Source organism: Thalassococcus halodurans, from assembly GCF_900108225.1.
Lineage (GTDB): Bacteria > Pseudomonadota > Alphaproteobacteria > Rhodobacterales > Rhodobacteraceae > Thalassococcus > Thalassococcus halodurans.
This window is the reverse complement of sequence record NZ_FNUZ01000001.1, coordinates 210,604-227,075: the sequence shown is the minus strand read 5'-3', so window position 1 is coordinate 227,075 and position 16,472 is coordinate 210,604. Positions and strand designations below refer to the sequence as shown.

Here is a 16,472-nt window from a genome sequence, read left to right as displayed (position 1 = left end):
ATGATCGGGACTGACCTCTCTATAATCTTGCCCGAGATCGTATTGGCGGTATTCGCCATGCTGGCGCTTGTTGTTGCGGTGTACACCCGCAAGGACGCGCTCGCTCCGGTAATGGTCTGGGCGACCGCAGGTATCTTTGTGGCTCTGGCGCTCTGGATTGCTGGTGGTGGCAACACAACCAAGGTGGCCTTTGGCGGCAGCTTCATCGACGACGGCTTTGCCCGCTTTGCCAAGGTGATGATCCTAGTGTCGGCAGCGGCCATTCTGGTGATGAGCCAGGACTTCATGGCGAAACGCGGGTTCCTGCGTTTCGAATACCCGATGCTGGTGGCCCTGTCCGTTGTGGGCATGATGGTCATGGTATCGGCTGGCGATCTGATGTCGCTGTACATGGGCCTCGAACTGCAATCGCTGGCGCTTTACGTCGTCGCATCGCTGCGTCGCGACAGTGTGAAGTCGACCGAAGCGGGCCTGAAGTACTTCGTACTCGGCGCGCTGTCGTCCGGTCTGCTGCTGTATGGTGCATCGCTGGTTTACGGCTACACAGGCACAACCCTGTTCTCGGGCATCATCGGTGCGGTTGAGGGCGAAGGCGTGTCTGTCGGTCTGCTGTTCGGTCTGGTCTTCCTGATGGCCGGTCTGGCGTTCAAAGTGTCCGCTGTTCCGTTCCACATGTGGACGCCGGACGTTTACGAGGGTTCGCCCACGCCAGTTACAGCCTTCTTTGCGACAGCCCCCAAAGTGGCAGCCATGGCGCTTTTTGCCCGCCTGATGTTCGATGCCTTCGGCACGATCACAGAGCAGTGGCAGCAGGTCATCGCGTTCCTGTCGGTTCTGTCGATGTTCCTTGGCGCGGTTGCAGCCATTGGTCAGACAAACATCAAGCGTCTGATGGCATTCTCGTCCATCGCGCACATGGGCTTTGCTCTGATGGGTCTGGCCGCTGGTACGGCGCTGGGTGTTCAGGCGATGCTGATCTACATGGCGATCTACGTCACCATGAACATCGGTACCTTCGCGTTCATCCTGTCCATGTCCCGTGACGGTCAGCCGGTAACGGACATCGCGTCGCTGAACATGTATTCCAAGAAAGAGCCTGGTCGCGCACTGGCGATGCTGGTTCTGCTGTTCAGCCTTGCAGGCGTTCCGCCGCTGGTTGGCTTCTTCGGCAAACTGTACGTTCTGCGCGCGGCCTATGATGCAGGTCTGGCATGGCTGGCGGTTGCCGGTGTGGTCGCATCCGTAATCGGTGCCTTCTACTACCTGCGCCTCGTGTTCTTCATGTACTTCGGCGAAGAGCGTGACGATGGTCTGGACGCAGGCGGTTCGCCGATCCAGTGGGCCTTCCTCATGGTATCGGCCGTGATCATGGTCGCCGGTGTTGTGAACCTGTTCGGCATCGAAGGCATTGCAGAGGCCGCCGCAGCTACCCTGCTGCAGTGATCGGCACATAGAATTGAAAATCGAATACGACGCGTCCCAAGGGGCGCGTCGTATTGCTTTGAAACACCCCTGAATTCCGGAACGAACAGACATGAGCGATTGGCCCAAAGGATACGGAGTAATCATTCTCGACACCGTGGACAGCACCAACGCCGAAGCGGCGCGCCGTGCCGATGTGGATCAGGGCGCGTTCTGGATCATGGCTCATGAGCAGACCGCAGCACGTGGCCGGCGGGGCAGGGCATGGGCCAACCCCAAAGGCAACCTTGCCGCCACTCTGGTCCTGCGCCCAGTCGGTCCGCCGCAACTGTTCGCGTTGCGGTCTTTCGTGGCCTCTTTGGCGCTCTATGACGCGCTGGTCGCTGTCACAGGCCGACCTGAGGCGTTCTCGTTGAAGTGGCCCAACGATGTGTTGCTGAACGGCGGCAAGCTGGCAGGCATTCTGTTGGAAACAGTTGGCCGGTCTCAGGCTTTGGCGATCGGTATCGGCGTGAACCTGCAAAACGCGCCCCATCAGGCCGAAGTCGAAGAGGGCGCCGTGCGCCCCGTCTCGCTTGTGTCGGAAACAGGTGCGGACGTTGATACCGAAACCTTCCTGACCGAACTGGCGGCGGCCTTTGCCGTCCGGGAACATTCCCTGGCAACCTACGGCTTTGGCCCGACGCGTGAAGCATGGCTTGCGCGCGCCGCGCGCTTGGGTGAGGTCATAACAGCACGGACCGTAACGTCCGAAACCGTCGGAACCTTTGAGACGGTGGACGCATCGGGCAATCTTGTCTTAAAGACCAGCAAGGGCCGCGAAAGCATTGCGGCGGCTGATGTCTTTTTCTGAGGGGGCGAAGCACATGCTTCTGGCCATCGACTGCGGGAACACGAATACGGTCTTTTCCATCTGGGACGGGACCAGCTTTATCGCGACGTGGCGTACCGCGACGGACCATAACCGGACGGCGGACCAGTATTATGTCTGGCTGTCGACCCTGATGGCTGCCCAGAAAATCGACGCTGAAATCACCGATGTGATCATCTCGACCACAGTGCCGCGCGTTGTGTTCAACCTGCGCGTCCTGTCGGATCGCTATTTTAACACCCGCCCGTTGGTGGTGGGTAAGCCAGAATGCGACCTGCCGGTTGACGTACGGGTCGATGCTGGCACGCAAGTCGGGCCTGACCGCCTTGTAAATACGGTTGCGGGTTACGATCTTTATGGGGGTGACCTGATCGTGGTCGATTTCGGCACCGCAACAACCTTCGACGTTGTGGCCGCTGATGGCGCCTATATCGGTGGGGTGATTGCGCCGGGTGTGAACCTGTCGCTGCGCGCCCTGCACGAAGCCGCCGCTGCCTTGCCGCATGTCGATATCACCAAGCCGAACAAGGTGATCGGCACCAACACAGTAGAGTGTATGCAATCCGGCGTGTTCTGGGGATACGTCGGCGTCATCCGCGAAATCTGTTCAAGAATTAAGACGGAGCGCGACCGTCCTATGAAAATCATCGCGACGGGAGGGCTGGCCCCGTTGTTCCAGCAACACGAAGAGCTATTTGACGACTGGAAGGACGAGCTGACGATGCACGGACTGACTGTCATCCATCAGCACAACGTTACCAAAGGAAACTAACCGCTTATGAGCGAGAACCGCATTATCTACCTGCCCCTCGGTGGGGCCGGTGAGATTGGTATGAACTGCTATGTCTACGGATATGGCAAACCGGATGAAGAACGCCTGATCGTTGTCGATCTTGGCGTGACCTTCCCGGATATGGACACGTCACCGGGCGTGGACCTGATCTTTGCCGACATCACGTGGCTGAAAGAACGCCGCGACCGGATCGAGGCGATCTTTATCACCCACGCGCACGAAGATCACGTTGGCGCCGTGGGCCATTACTGGGAACAGCTTGGCGCGCCGATCTACGCGCGTGCCTTCACTGCCAACATCGCCCGCCACAAAATGGCCGAGCACGGCCATTCGCCGGAAACCGTGCGTACGGCGTCGGCGTGGCCGGAAACCATCACAGCAGGCCCGTTTACCGTTGGCTTTATGCCGATTTCGCATTCGATTCCCGAAAGTTCGGGGCTGGTCATCGACACACCTTCGGGCCGTGTTGTTCACACTGGTGACTTCAAAATCGACGAAACGCCGGTTGTGGGCGAACCCTTTGACCGCGACGCGTGGGCCGAGTTGGGTCGGTCGGGCGTTAAGGCGTTGGTCTGCGATTCAACCAACGTCTTTTCCCATCACGAAGGTCGCTCCGAGGCGCTTGTCGGCCCCGAGGTCGAAAAGCTTTTGCGCAGCGCGTCCGGCATGGTCGTCGCAACAACGTTTGCGTCCAACGTCGCTCGTCTGAAAACGCTGGCCGAGGCGGGCGTCAAAGCGGGCCGTTCCATTGTTCTGATGGGGCGCGCCATGCGCCGTATGGTCGAAGCTGCTGCCGAAACGGGTGTCTTGAAAAACTTCCCCTCGGTTGTTCCGGTAGAAAACGCCAATGACATCCCGCGTGAAAACCTGATGCTGATCGTGACAGGGTCCCAGGGCGAACGTCGCGCGGCCTCTGCCCAGTTGGCGCGGGGCAAACACTTCGGGATCGAACTGAAGGAAGGCGACCTTTTCCTGTTCTCGTCGAAGACGATTCCGGGCAACGAAAAGGGCGTGATCCGCATCATGAACCAGCTATCCGAACTGGGCGTTGATGTGGTTGATGACAGTTCCAACCTGTATCACGTATCCGGTCACGCAAACCGCCCCGATCTTGAGGCGATGCACGATCTGGTCAAGCCGCAGATCGTGGTGCCCATGCACGGTGAACACCGTCACCTGCGTGAACATGCCAAGATTGCCGACAGCAAAGGCATGCAGGGCGTTTTGGCCGTAAACGGGACCATGGTTGATCTGACAGGCAACGCCCCCAAGATCGTCGATTACATCGAAACAGGCCGCACATATCTGGACGGCTCCGTTCAAATCGGCGCACTTGATGGCATCGTGCGTGATCGTATCCGCATGGCGTTGAATGGTCATGTGATGGTCACTGTCATTCTTGATGAAGCGGACGAACCTCTGGGGGATCCGTGGTGTGATCTGAACGGTCTGCCGGAAACAGGCCGCAGCCGTCATTCGCTGGTCGAGATGCTGGAAGAAGAACTGGGGCAGGCGCTCATGCGCGCTGGCCGCAAGGTTCTGGCCGATGACGACAAGATAGAAGAGACCTTGCGTCGCGCGGCGCGGAATGCTTGCCAGAACGAGATCGGCAAAAAGCCCGAAATTACAGTCGTGGTGTCGCGCCTTTCGGCCTGACGACCGACGACTGGTGAAACGAAAAAGGCCTGATCGAATGATCAGGCCTTTTTGCATTCTATTTTTAAAAAGATCAGCTTGCGCGGCGTTCTTCAAAGCTCATGGCGATGAAGGACGGCATGTGATCGCCCATGCCAACGACCTTGTCGTCATTGCCACGGCCACGACGGTTGTTGTCGCTTTTCTTGCGGTCATTCCGATCGTTGCGATCATTCCGCTCTTTTGCCTGCGGCTCTTCCTGCTGCGTTGGCGCGGCTTCGGTCGCCTCGGATTGTTGATCTTTGTTGCGGCTTCCACGGCCACCGCGACTGCGGCGCTTAGGTTTGCCTTCTTTCGCCTCTTCCGGTGTCGCAGACGCTTCGGCAACGTCACCCAGCGGGTTTTCAATGCGCGGGATCTCTTTCTGGATCAGCGTCTCGATATCGGCAAAGTTCTTGTCGTCACGCGGACCGCAGATCATCACAGCCTTACCATCACGACCGGCACGGCCTGTACGACCGATGCGGTGAACATAGTCTTCTGCGTGGCTCGGAACGTCGTAGTTGAACACGTGGCTGACCGACGGCACGTCCAGACCACGGGCGGCGACGTCAGACGCCACAAGGATCTTCAGCTCGCCACCACGGAACTTGTCCAATGTGGCCGTCCGCTGCGACTGGTCCAGATCGCCATGGATCGGGGCCGCATCGACGCCGTGTTTGTTCAGCGATTTCGCAACGATATCCACGTCCATCTTGCGGTTGCAGAAGACAACCGCGTTGACCAGCTTGTCACCTTCGGCGTCGATCAGGCTGCGCAGAATGGTGCGCTTTTCCTTATCGGCGCGATCACGGCGCGACGGTTTGAACATCACCACACCCTGTTCGATCCGCTCGGATGCGGTGGCCTGACGGGCCACTTCGACGCGCTCGGGCGCGGAGAGGAATGTGTTTGTGATCCGCTCGATTTCCGGCGCCATGGTGGCCGAGAAGAACAGAGTCTGGCGCGTGAACGGCGTGAGCGAGAAGATGCGTTCGATATCGGGGATAAAGCCCATGTCCAGCATCCGGTCGGCTTCGTCCACCACCATGATCTGAACGCCTGTCAGCAGCAGCTTGCCGCGTTCGAAATGATCCAGAAGGCGGCCAGGCGTCGCGATCAGTACGTCAACGCCCTTGTCGATCAGCTGGTCTTGTTCCTTAAAGCTGACACCGCCGATCAACAGCGCCTTGGTCAGCTTTACGTGCTTTGCATAGGTGTCAAAGTTTTCCGCCACCTGAGCGGCCAGTTCGCGCGTCGGGCACAGAACAAGGCTGCGCGGCATACGTGCGCGGGCGCGGCCACGGGCCAGAAGGGTGATCATCGGCAGCGTAAAGCTGGCGGTTTTCCCTGTACCGGTCTGGGCGATTCCCAGAACGTCTTTGCCCTCAATCGCGGCGGGAATTGCGCCTGCCTGAATGGGCGTGGGGGTTTCATAGCCAGCTTCATCGATGGCTTTCAGCACTTTGGGGCTGAGGTTCAGATCAGAAAATTTCGTCATTTGTATCCGAGTTTTACGGACACAACTGCGGCCCGTACATCAACGTGTGTGTGGGACCCGAATGGTCGCCGAGCGGTAGCAGTGGCCGCTTTAGTGTGGCCCGTCTAGCGAAAACTGGTGAAATCGTCAATCTACGCCCCGTGATTTAAGGCGGATTGCCCTTTGGTCAAAGGTTGAAGTGTTTAGAAAGCAACGCCTTGGGCTGGAAATCTATTTGCCGCAACAGCCCTTCTTTCTCCAAGGCTGTCCGCAGAGAGGGCGTTGCGGTCGCGACGTCTTCATAAAACTGCCGTAAGGCCGCTTCACCGCCTTCTGCTTCGATGGTTTGAAACAGATCATGAAGGGACAACGAGCGATCCCGTTTGACCTGCGGTTTCAGATCGGCGCGATACGACCCGCGTTCCAGACGAAAGCGGTAGGCGTGAATAAAGTGATCCCAACTGTCGGCATGGAAATGGGCAAGCGCGATCTGGCTCAGTTCCACCATGCCGCGGTTCTGGACGCCGTCGCGGATCACATTGTGGATTTTGATATCCAGACCTTTGTGGCCCGTGCGAAAGAACAACTTGCCCGCGACATGACTTAGAAAGCCGCCTGACAGATGTTCTGACCATTTCGGAAAACAGCGATCAGTCGCGGCTTGGCGCAGCTTCGGGTCCAGATGAAAGGCTTTGAAATAACGCGGGTTTTCAGGATCGCCCTCGGTCGGAGCCAATGCTTCGATCGGTCGGACACGGGCACAGAAGGTGTCTTGTGGCAGGTTGGCCAGAAGCTTGGCCACTGGCTGTTCTGGGATCAGGAATTCATCCACGTCGATATGCGCCAACCAGTCCACGTCGGGCTTTTGGTTGTTGGCGTGACGCGCATTGGCGCATTGGCGGACCTGATGTTTGACAGGGCGACGGTTGCGTTTTTCCCACCACGCATCATCAGTGTGGATCGCGCGGATTTTCGGATGGGCATTCAGAACGCCCTGAGTTTCCGGATCGGGATCGTCGAGGTAGATGAACAGCCTGTCTGCCCCAAGTTCCAGATGCCACGCGGCGAATTCCAGCACCTTTTGCTGCTGGGCATTGGTCGTGGTGACAATTCCCCAGCGGGTCATGGCAGGTCCCCGAACACACGCCTGACGGCGCCATCCAGATCAAAGTCATGTTCCACCAACATCCCGTGATCAGACAGGCGTTGGCGCAGATTGGGTGTGTCCAAGGCGACCTCGTCAAACAGCGCACGCAGCCCGTCTTCGCCGTCTTCTTCGATCAGAAGGTCCAGAATGTCGCCCAAAAGAATCTTGTCCGGATCATCGGTTTTGCGCCTGTACGACCCTTTGGTCTGGCGGAATTCGAGGTGCCGCTTGAAATGTTCCCACGATGGGGCGTGGAAATGGGCCACCGCGACCGATGTCAGGTCTTGGTTGTCGGTGATTTCCGTGCCTTGGTATTTCAGCGTGTGAATGCCGAAACGGGCATCTTCAATGTCTGTCCGCGCAAAGACCTTGCCCGAGACGTGGCTAAGAAACCCGCCCCACAGGTGCATGCCAAAGGTTGGATAGATATCTTCCAACTTGGCCTTGGCGACGCCCGCCGCCAGATGGGTGCGTTTGAATGCAGTTGGCATGTGTTCGTCGGTGGCCAAAGCCTCGATCGCCGGAATGCGCAGAAAGGCGGTTTTTGGCGATGCCGTGGCCAGAGCCGAGACAATATCACTGTCGGGCAGCAGGAATTCGTCCACGTCGATGTGCGCGAGCCAGTCGATACTGCCAGCGGCCTCGCGTAACGTCCGCGTGGCATTGAAGGCCTGCCTGAGCTGGTGCTGCTCCATCCGGTTTTTGCCTGTGGCCTTCCAGTAGGCATCATCACACTGGATGATTTTGACTTGGCTGAAGGGGGCAAAATAGTCCGCAACCGCAGCATCCGGTTGGTCCAGATAAACCCAGATTTCATGGGCACCCAATTCAAGGTGATGCGCCACGAACCGCGCAATGTCGGTAAGCGGGGCTTTGATCGTCGCAACGATGCCCCAACGCAGGGTCCTGGCATCCAAAGCGCGCGGGTTGTCCGGTACGGCAACGGAATTGGGCGCTTCTGCCTCATGGGCACCTGCGGGGCGGTCTTCCTGACGTTTTTTGCGTTTGCGCATGGTCATCAGACGGCGAAAGACAGTGCGGTCGTCGTGAATAAGGAGATCGATCAGATGCTGGGCCAAGGGCGCAACGACAGGGTCCTGACAGGCCTCTTGCCAGAGCCGCCCGAGCATATTTACGTCCAGCCCGCCGCTGGTGATCGAATAGGGATCCATCTCAAGCGGAAGGGAGGCGCGTACTTTGTCCTTAAGGGCAAAGGGTTTGTCCGGCGTCTTTCCGGAATACAGGCGTTCGTTTTCATAAAGCTTCATTGTGCCGAACAGCGTCGACAGCGCCAAACCCGTGCTGCGCTGGATGGCGTTCACGCCATGATCCCCGAAGGTGGTGATCGCAGAGACAAGCCAGCGGGCATCAAGATGCCTTAGAAGATGGTCATATTCCTCGGCCCAGATTTTCTGGAAAAGGGCGGGGGCATGATCGGGAAAAGACCGTTTGCGCAGATGCGCGATGGTCAACCCGTGCAGGGCGCAAAGCTCGGACGAGCCGTAGAGTTCGCGACGCACCTCAAAGGTCTTGCGGTGATGATCCGACCGGAAGGGGCGTTCATAGTCCGGCTGCTTTTCGGGGTTGGGCACGATCAGTTGTGTCAGCGCGTGCAGATCGGTGTCCAAGCCTGCCAACGCCTCGCCCTTGGCAAAGCCCAAAGCATCGCGGCGGCCTTCCATCTGTTTCAGGACGGCCTGTATGCCACCGGGATAGGTGGGCGTTTTATCACTCTCGCGACTGCTCATGGCGCAACCTTGGCCGAGTGGCGCGAACCGGGCAAGATTGATCGCACCGGATATCGCGCCGCTGTGGCAGGATCAGGACAAGTTTTGAGACGTTTCGGGGCCTTACGCCTTATCCGACCATCATTTCCTTGGTCGACGACAGGGTGATTTCCGGATTGTCGCGGACAACACGATCGATGTCCCACTGAAGGCGGGTCATATAGACGACGTCACCATCGTTATCATGGGCAATGTGCTGTTTGTTCGCGTTCACGAACTTGTCCACGTCGTCTTTCTTACCGTGCACCCAACGGGCCGAGGTGAACTGAGACGCCTCAAACCTAACGGGCAGGCCGTATTCCAGTTCGATCCGGCTGCCTAGAACTTCGAACTGAAGCGCGCCAACAACGCCAACAATAAAGCCCGAGCCGAAGGCAGGTTTGAACACTTTGGCCGCGCCTTCTTCGGCAAACTGCATCAGCGCCTTTTCAAGGTGCTTGGCCTTCATCGGGTCGCCCGCACGGCAGCTTTGCAGCAATTCCGGCGCGAACGACGGGATGCCTGTGACCTTGATCGCTTCGCCTTCGGTCAGCGTGTCGCCGATACGCAGCTGGCCGTGGTTCGGGATGCCGATGATGTCCCCGGCCCAAGCCTCTTCAGCCAGTTCACGGTCCGAGGCGAGGAACAGCACGGGGTTCGAAATCGCCATGGGCTTTTTCGTGCGCACATGTGTCAGCTTCATGCCGCGCTGGAAGTGGCCCGACGACAAGCGTAGGAACGCCACACGGTCGCGGTGCTTCGGATCCATGTTGGCCTGAACCTTGAACACAAAGCCCGAAACCTTCTTTTCTTCAGGCGCGATTTCACGCGGCTCGGCGCGGGTCGGCTGAGGTTCGGGCGCAAGACGGCCGATGCCTTCCATTAGTTCTTTCACGCCGAATGAGTTGATGGCGGACCCGAACCAGATCGGCGTCAGGTGACCTTCAAGCACGGCTTGGGCATCAAGCGGCGGCAGCAGTTCGCGGGCCATTTCGACCTCTTCGCGCAGCTGTTCAAGCATTTCGGCAGGCACGTGTTCCGCCAGTTTCGGATCGTCCAGACCTTCCAGTTTGATCGACTCGGCGACCTTGTTCCGGTCGGCGCGGTCCATCAGTTCCAGCCGGTCGTTGATCATGTCGTAGGCGCCAAGGAAATCGCGACCGACCCCGATGGGCCAGGACGCAGGCGTCACGTCAATCGCCAGATTTTCCTGAATTTCATCAATGATTTCAAACGTGTCGCGACTTTCGCGGTCCATTTTGTTACAGAAGGTCAGGATCGGCAGATCGCGCAGGCGGCAAACCTCGAACAGCTTTTGCGTCTGGCTTTCAACGCCTTTCGCACCGTCAATCACCATCACCGCCGCGTCGACAGCCGTCAGCGTGCGATAGGTGTCTTCGGAAAAGTCCGAGTGACCGGGGGTGTCGACAAGGTTGAAGCGATACTTGCCAAAATCAAACGACATCGCCGAGGCCGAGACCGAAATACCGCGGTCTTTTTCCATCTGCATAAAGTCCGACCGCGTGCGGCGGGCTTCACCCTTGGCACGGACCTGACCGGCCATCTGGATCGCCCCGCCGAAAAGCAGGAACTTTTCGGTCAGCGTCGTCTTACCCGCGTCGGGGTGAGAGATGATCGCAAAGGTACGGCGCCGCGCAATCTCGGGCGGCAATTCGGGGCGGTTTGAAGCGGTATCCAACATGCCCGCGCATATACCTGCGCGATGGGGCGGCGGCAATGGGGTTAGATCATCGCCAGCCCACTGCCGGAATTGTTGTGGACGTGGACAAGGAAACAGCGTATCGATGAGAACATTATGTGAACATGAGATTGGAGTGGGGCTGTGACACTAGAAGAAATTGCAAACGCATTGGTTGAAGGATGCCGGAAGGGCGAGGAGCTGGCCAATCTGGATGTGCTGTATGCGCCCGACGCGGTGTCGATTGAACCTCGGGATATGGAGGGGCAGCCAGAGGGCAGCCGCCGGACCGAAGGTTTAGACGGCATCAAGGGCAAGCATGCTTGGTTCGACAGCGCGATCGAGTTGCATGAGCAGGTTGTCGAAGGGCCGTTTCTGCACGGGACAGACCGCTTTGCCGTTTGCTTCAAGATTGATGCAACAGATCGCGAAAGCGGCCAGCGGATGCCCATGCATGACGTTGGCGTCTACACTGTTGCGAACGGAAAGATCGTGAAAGAAGAGTTCTTTTATTGATCTGATCGAGCGCGGGCGGGTCGCCCGCGCGCTTTGTATCTCGGCCTGTCGCCTTCGGCTTTCGGCCTCGGGCCGCCCTTTGGCTGGTGTTGTGTAATGATCAGCCGGATGACGACTTGCGCAGGATTGCGGCCACGTCGTGGCCTTTGAGAAGCGCTTCTTGCACCTCGAGCGCCTGATGGGAACGGTCGGAATGGCCTTCGGTAAATTCCTCAAGCATGTCTTGCACATCATCGGGCAGGGAGGCCTGACGTTGCGTGTCCAAAAGCATGGTTTCGGCTGCGATACCTTCGGCGTAGATGATCTGGTGCCGGTCAAACAGCATTTCGTAGTATTCCACAAAGCCGCCTTCGTGGCGCACGATCGTGGTTTCATTGACCAGATGTTTCACGCGGACCAGAAGTTCGGCCCGACCTGCACCGATGCGGTCCACGCGTTGGTAGATGAACAGGCGGTGATCGGGGCTAACGACCAGATCGTTTGTGTTGTTCAGCGTACCGGCCTTGATCAGGATCGGTGCGAAATCGCCGGTGGCGCGCACGGTTCTATGGCCGATCCAGCGCAAGGTTTGCGGGCCGTCATCGCGCGTCAGGATTTTATCGCCGACCTTCAGGTCTTCGACAGGGCGTTGGGCGCCTGTCGCCATGGTGATCAGCGTGCCGCGTGTGAAAGACACGCAGGCCAGTTGTGCGAACTTTTGCAACGCGCCGTCTGTGTCGATGCCCACCAGAACGTAATCCACGCGGCGCTGCATATCGGCCAGCGGCAGAAGGTAGACGCCCGCGATATCGAACTCGGCGTCGGTTTCGACCAAAACCAAGGCCTCGCTGGTTTCACCTGTACCGGACATCAGCGTGATGACGCAGTCCAGATGCAGATCCGCACCCGGCTGACCGATTTCGCTGTCTTTGCCAATCTGGAAGGGGGCGTCGTGACGCGCGATCACGGACAGGCGAACCGCATTGGCCACTGGCGACAGGCGGTAAACATCATCCAGTGCCACGTCGTCAGAGGTGCCAAGGCTGTCGCCAAGGTTTGCGCCGTTCGACACACGAAAATGATCCGCGCGATAGACGGTAAGTGTCTGCGAGGCTTCTATGTCTCTGTTGTACATTGGTCTATTCTACGCAAACGACAGTGGGGGTATACGGGCAACTGATAACTCTTTCGATAACACGGGTGGCGATTGCGATCCATGCCGCGCAGCGGGCCTGAGAGAGTGTGACCGCATAGCTGAAGACAAGTGAGAACAGGAGCAATTTATGGATTTGGGACTAAAGGGCAAGCGTGCACTGGTAACTGCGTCTAGCAAGGGGTTGGGTCGTGGCTGTGCAGAGGCGCTGGCCGAGGCTGGTGTTGATCTGGTTTTGAATGCGCGCGGTGAAGAGGCGCTGGAGGCGACAGCAACTGAAATCCGCGATGCTTATGGCGTCAGCGTCACGGCGGTTGCCGCAGATATCACCACCGACGAAGGCCGTGCCAAGGTTCTGGATGCGGCGGGAACGGTCGACATTCTGGTGACGAACGCAGGCGGTCCGCCTCCGGGTATCTGGAGCGACTGGTCGCGCGATGATTTCATTAAAGCGTTAGATGCCAACATGTTGACGCCGATTGCATTGATGCAGTCCGTCCTGCCCGCGATGATCGAAAAGGGGTGGGGACGTGTGGTCAACATCACGTCGCAGTCGGTCAAAGCCCCGATTGCCGCGCTGGGGCTGTCGAATTCGGCGCGTGCTGGATTGACGGGGTTTGTCGCGGGCACCTCCCGTCAGGTGGCGCCGTTCGGTGTGACCATCAACAATCTTCTACCGGGCATTCACGCGACGGATCGCGCTGTGGGGCTTGATACCGGTGTGGCCAACCAACAGGGCATGTCTCTGGACGAGGCGCGCGCGGCACGCGAAGCGACCATTCCTGCGCGGCGCTATGGCACCGCACAAGAGTTCGGCCAGACCTGTGCGTTCCTGTGTTCGCAGCACGCGGGCTTTATCGTCGGGCAGAACATTCTGCTGGATGGTGGTGCAACAAACGCGACCCTCTGATATGGCGCGAGGGCCAGACGGACAGGGCAGCGGCGCGGGCGCGTCGCTGTCTGACCAGTTGTTTAATGAGACCAGCATAGGTGACTTGGCGCGCGAGTATTCGGTGTTGCCACGCTTTGACGCCGAACGTTTCGTCTCTGACACGGTCGGCGGTTTAGCGGGGCGTGGTCTGCTGGAACGGCTGGATTGGATCGCGACCTGTGTCGAGGCCCAGATGCCCCGCGACTTTCCGGCGATGGTCGCGGCGCTGCGCGCCGCGATGCCGCCGCGGCTGGCCCCGTCTTTGACCGACGACGATTTTGGCAGGTTCATCCATGCGGTGCCGGGCATTCTGGCCGTGCGCCACGGGCTGGAAGACCATCGCGATCTGGCGCTGGATCTGTTACACGATGCGACGCAGCGCTTTTCGATGGAGTTCTATATCCGGCCCTTTCTGAACCGCTGGCCAGAGGAAACCTTGTCGCGCCTGCACCTTTGGGCCGAGGACGAAAACTACCATGTGCGGCGTCTGGTGTCCGAAGGAACGCGTCCGCGTTTGCCGTGGGCTGCGAATATCACGATCGATCCGTTGGTGCCCTTGGGCCTGCTGGACAAACTGCACGCCGATAACGCGCGGTTCGTGACACGATCGGTTGCCAATCATCTGAATGATTTGTCGAAAATCGCACCCGATGTGGTTACAGGCAGGCTGTCTGATTGGGCGTCTCAAGGGCGTCAGTCGGCGAAAGAGCTGGACTGGATGACGCGCCATGCTTTGCGGACAGCGGTCAAGCGGGGTGAGCCAAAGGCGCTGGCGTTGCTGGGCTTTGATCCCGATGTGAACGTGAAAGTCGGCCTGACCTTAGCGCATGATCAGGTGCGCATCGGGGATGCATTGCAGTTTGACGTCGACCTGTCAGGCACGGCCAACAGCAAGCTGATGGTGGACTATCGTATCCGCTTTCACCGGCCGACGGGGCGGACGGGCGAGAAGGTGTTCAAGCTGGGGCAGGCGGCAAAAACGCCAGTGACGCTGTCCAAAAGCCATCCCATCAGGGCCAATGCCAGCACGTTTACATGGCATGAGGGGCCTCATCAGCTGATCATTCAGGTCAATGGTCGCGATGTGGCAAAATCGGAGTTTCAGGTCAGGGCTTAGGCGTTCGTCCACTTGGCCTCAAGCTTGCGCAGGGCGGCAATGCGGTCTTCAGTTGCGGGGTGGCTCATCAACCATGCGGGCACCACGCCTTTGCGCGATTTTGTCAGCTCTTCCAGTTTTCCAAACAGCGAAATCTGCGGGCCGATCCCTATGCCTGCCTTGGACAGAAGGGCCGCGGCATATGCGTCGGCCTCGTATTCATCCGACCGCGACAGCCGCGCGGCCAACATGGACGTCAGCGCGTTGGCGATCAGAACGCCAATACCGGGTAGGATACGTCCGATAATCAGGATCAGCGCCGTGCGAAGCGCGTTTTGGCCCGAGAAATCGATCATGCGCCGCCGCGAATGGCCAAGCGCCACGTGTCCCAATTCATGCGCAATCACCGATGTCAGTTCTTCGGCGGTCACCTCGCCCTGACGGTATTTGTTGAAAAAACCGCGTGTGATGAAAATCCGCCCGTCGGGCGCGGCCAAGCCGTTCACCGGATCGACTTCGTAGATATGCACCTTGATGCGCGGCAGATCGAGCGCGGCAGCAAGTTTGTCTGTGAACTGCTTCAACTGAGGATCAGCCAGCTCGGTCGACTGTTGATCCAAAGTCTTGCCCAGACGCCATGCCGAAAAGCGGTACATGACGATCCCGTAGATGATGGCCAGAAGGAGGGGCGTGAATTTCAACATACGCTTAATATGGGGCGGCGCGTGAAGGTCGCCAAGGGCCGAAATGTCGCCCTAGGTCAGAACCCGCATCCCGCGTTCCAACCCTTCCAGGGTCATCGGCACCATTCGGTTGTCGAAGATTTCCTGAATAAGGCCGATGGACTGGGTGTAGGGCCAGTATTTTTCCGGTACCGGATTGATCCATAGGTGGTTCGGCCACTGTTCGCGGGCGCGTTCCAGCCAGACTTGTCCGGCTTCGGGGTTCCAGTGTTCGTTGGCCCCACCCGGATGCACGATTTCATAAGGCGACATCGACGCGTCACCCACGAAAATACATTTGTAGTCAGAGCCATAGGTCCGCAGGATTTCGTGCGTCGGCGTCTGTTCGTCCCAGCGGCGGCGGTTGTCCTTCCACACGCCTTCGTAAAGGCAGTTGTGGAAGTAATAGTGTTCAAGATGTTTGAATTCCGCACGGGCAGCGGAAAACAGTTCCTCGACCACTTTGATATGCGCGTCCATCGACCCGCCGATATCAAAGAACAGCAAAACCTTCACGGCGTTGCGCCGTTCAGGGCGGGTTTTGACGTCAAGATAGCCGTTTTCAGCCGTGGCGCGGATGGTGCCGTCCAGATCCAGTTCGTCTGCTGCCCCGTCACGTGCCCATTTGCGCAGGCGTTTCAGGGCGACCTTGATGTTGCGCGTTCCCAGTTCAACGCTGTCATCGAGATTGCGAAACTCGCGTTTGTCCCAAACCTTAACCGCGCGTTTGTGGCGGCTTTCGTTTTGGCCGATGCGGACGCCTTCGGGGTTGTAGCCATAGGCCCCGAACGGGGATGTGCCGGCAGTGCCGACCCATTTGTTGCCCCCCTGATGGCGCCCCTGCTGTTCTTTCAGGCGCTCTTTCAGGGTTTCCATCAGTTTATCAAAGCCGCCAAGCGCTTCGATCTCGGCTTTTTCTTCGTCGCTCAGATGCTTTTCAGCCATCTTGCGCAGCCAGTCTTCTGGCAGATCAACAGCGTTCAGAACCTGATCGGCACTTATTTGTTCTAAGCCTTGGAAACTGTGGGCAAAGGCGCGGTCGAACCGGTCGATGTGCCGTTCGTCTTTCACCATGGCCGTACGGGCCAGATAGTAGAATGTCTCGGGGTCATAGGTGGCAAGTCCTGCGCGCAGTCCTTCCAGAAAGGACAGGTATTCGCGCAAGGACACCGGAACACCGGCAGAGCGGAGCGTTTCGAAGAACGGGACAAACATGCCCTGTT

14 protein-coding genes are annotated in these 16,472 nt (G+C 58.5%); 7 read left to right on the top strand and 7 right to left on the bottom strand.

All coding sequences use genetic code 11. The annotated features are described in order from the left end of the window. The 4 genes from nuoN (at position 1) to C4S59_RS01090 (ending at position 4,742) form a co-directional block, all read left to right on the top strand. A complete protein-coding gene (nuoN, locus tag C4S59_RS01105; RefSeq protein ID WP_103908637.1) occupies positions 1 to 1,443 on the top strand; it encodes an NADH-quinone oxidoreductase subunit NuoN in 1,443 nt (480 codons plus the stop codon). A 91-nt stretch (positions 1,444 to 1,534) separates the two neighbouring features. Then, positions 1,535 to 2,275: a biotin--[acetyl-CoA-carboxylase] ligase gene (locus tag C4S59_RS01100; RefSeq protein WP_103908636.1), complete on the top strand. Its 741-nt coding sequence runs from the start codon at positions 1,535 to 1,537 to the stop codon at positions 2,273 to 2,275. A gap of 13 nt (positions 2,276 to 2,288) precedes the next feature. Continuing rightward, complete coding sequence (locus tag C4S59_RS01095; protein ID WP_103908635.1) at positions 2,289 to 3,065, top strand: type III pantothenate kinase; 777 nt, start codon at positions 2,289 to 2,291, stop codon at positions 3,063 to 3,065. A 6-nt stretch (positions 3,066 to 3,071) separates the two neighbouring features. Continuing rightward, positions 3,072 to 4,742, top strand: a complete 1,671-nt coding sequence (locus C4S59_RS01090) for a ribonuclease J (protein WP_103908634.1) — start codon at positions 3,072 to 3,074, stop codon at positions 4,740 to 4,742. A 73-nt stretch (positions 4,743 to 4,815) separates the two neighbouring features. Here C4S59_RS01090 and C4S59_RS01085 read toward each other — a convergent pair whose 3' ends face one another. The 4 genes from C4S59_RS01085 to C4S59_RS01070 all read right to left on the bottom strand — a co-directional run bounded on the left by C4S59_RS01085 (position 4,816) and on the right by C4S59_RS01070 (position 10,855). Further along, complete coding sequence (locus tag C4S59_RS01085; RefSeq protein ID WP_103908633.1) at positions 4,816 to 6,261, bottom strand: DEAD/DEAH box helicase; 1,446 nt, start codon at positions 6,259 to 6,261, stop codon at positions 4,816 to 4,818. 166 nt (positions 6,262 to 6,427) lie between these two features. After that, the gene (locus tag C4S59_RS01080) at positions 6,428 to 7,366 is read right to left on the bottom strand and encodes a glycosyltransferase family 2 protein (protein WP_103908632.1); all 939 of its coding nucleotides are present in this window, start codon (positions 7,364 to 7,366) and stop codon (positions 6,428 to 6,430) included. After that, positions 7,363 to 9,135, bottom strand: a complete 1,773-nt coding sequence (locus C4S59_RS01075; protein WP_103908631.1) for a glycosyltransferase family 2 protein — start codon at positions 9,133 to 9,135, stop codon at positions 7,363 to 7,365. Before C4S59_RS01075 ends, C4S59_RS01080 begins: the two co-directional genes overlap by 4 nt. Before the next feature lie 109 nt (positions 9,136 to 9,244). Further along, complete coding sequence (locus tag C4S59_RS01070) at positions 9,245 to 10,855, bottom strand: peptide chain release factor 3 (RefSeq protein ID WP_103908630.1); 1,611 nt, start codon at positions 10,853 to 10,855, stop codon at positions 9,245 to 9,247. 141 nt (positions 10,856 to 10,996) lie between these two features. On the opposite strand from C4S59_RS01070, the gene C4S59_RS01065 reads away from it, so the two are divergent. Beyond that, a complete protein-coding gene (locus C4S59_RS01065; RefSeq protein ID WP_103908629.1) occupies positions 10,997 to 11,368 on the top strand; it encodes a SnoaL-like domain-containing protein in 372 nt (123 codons plus the stop codon). A gap of 100 nt (positions 11,369 to 11,468) precedes the next feature. Here C4S59_RS01065 and C4S59_RS01060 read toward each other — a convergent pair whose 3' ends face one another. After that, complete coding sequence (locus C4S59_RS01060; protein WP_103908628.1) at positions 11,469 to 12,482, bottom strand: Hint domain-containing protein; 1,014 nt, start codon at positions 12,480 to 12,482, stop codon at positions 11,469 to 11,471. A 148-nt stretch (positions 12,483 to 12,630) separates the two neighbouring features. Here C4S59_RS01060 and C4S59_RS01055 point away from each other — a divergent pair, with 148 nt between their 5' ends. Further along, on the top strand, positions 12,631 to 13,410 hold the full coding sequence (locus C4S59_RS01055) for an SDR family oxidoreductase (protein ID WP_103908627.1): 780 nt from the start codon (positions 12,631 to 12,633) through the stop codon (positions 13,408 to 13,410). Between the two features lies 1 nt (position 13,411). Continuing rightward, complete coding sequence (locus tag C4S59_RS01050) at positions 13,412 to 14,548, top strand: hypothetical protein (protein ID WP_103908626.1); 1,137 nt, start codon at positions 13,412 to 13,414, stop codon at positions 14,546 to 14,548. Here C4S59_RS01050 and C4S59_RS01045 read toward each other — a convergent pair. Together C4S59_RS01045 and C4S59_RS01040 are read right to left on the bottom strand one after the other, a co-directional pair. After that, a complete protein-coding gene (locus C4S59_RS01045; protein WP_103908625.1) occupies positions 14,545 to 15,231 on the bottom strand; it encodes a M48 family metalloprotease in 687 nt (228 codons plus the stop codon). The two genes, C4S59_RS01050 and C4S59_RS01045, sit on opposite strands and share 4 nt — an antisense overlap. A gap of 51 nt (positions 15,232 to 15,282) precedes the next feature. Next, complete coding sequence (locus C4S59_RS01040) at positions 15,283 to 16,464, bottom strand: vWA domain-containing protein (RefSeq protein WP_103908624.1); 1,182 nt, start codon at positions 16,462 to 16,464, stop codon at positions 15,283 to 15,285. Between the last annotated feature and the right edge of the window lie 8 nt (positions 16,465 to 16,472).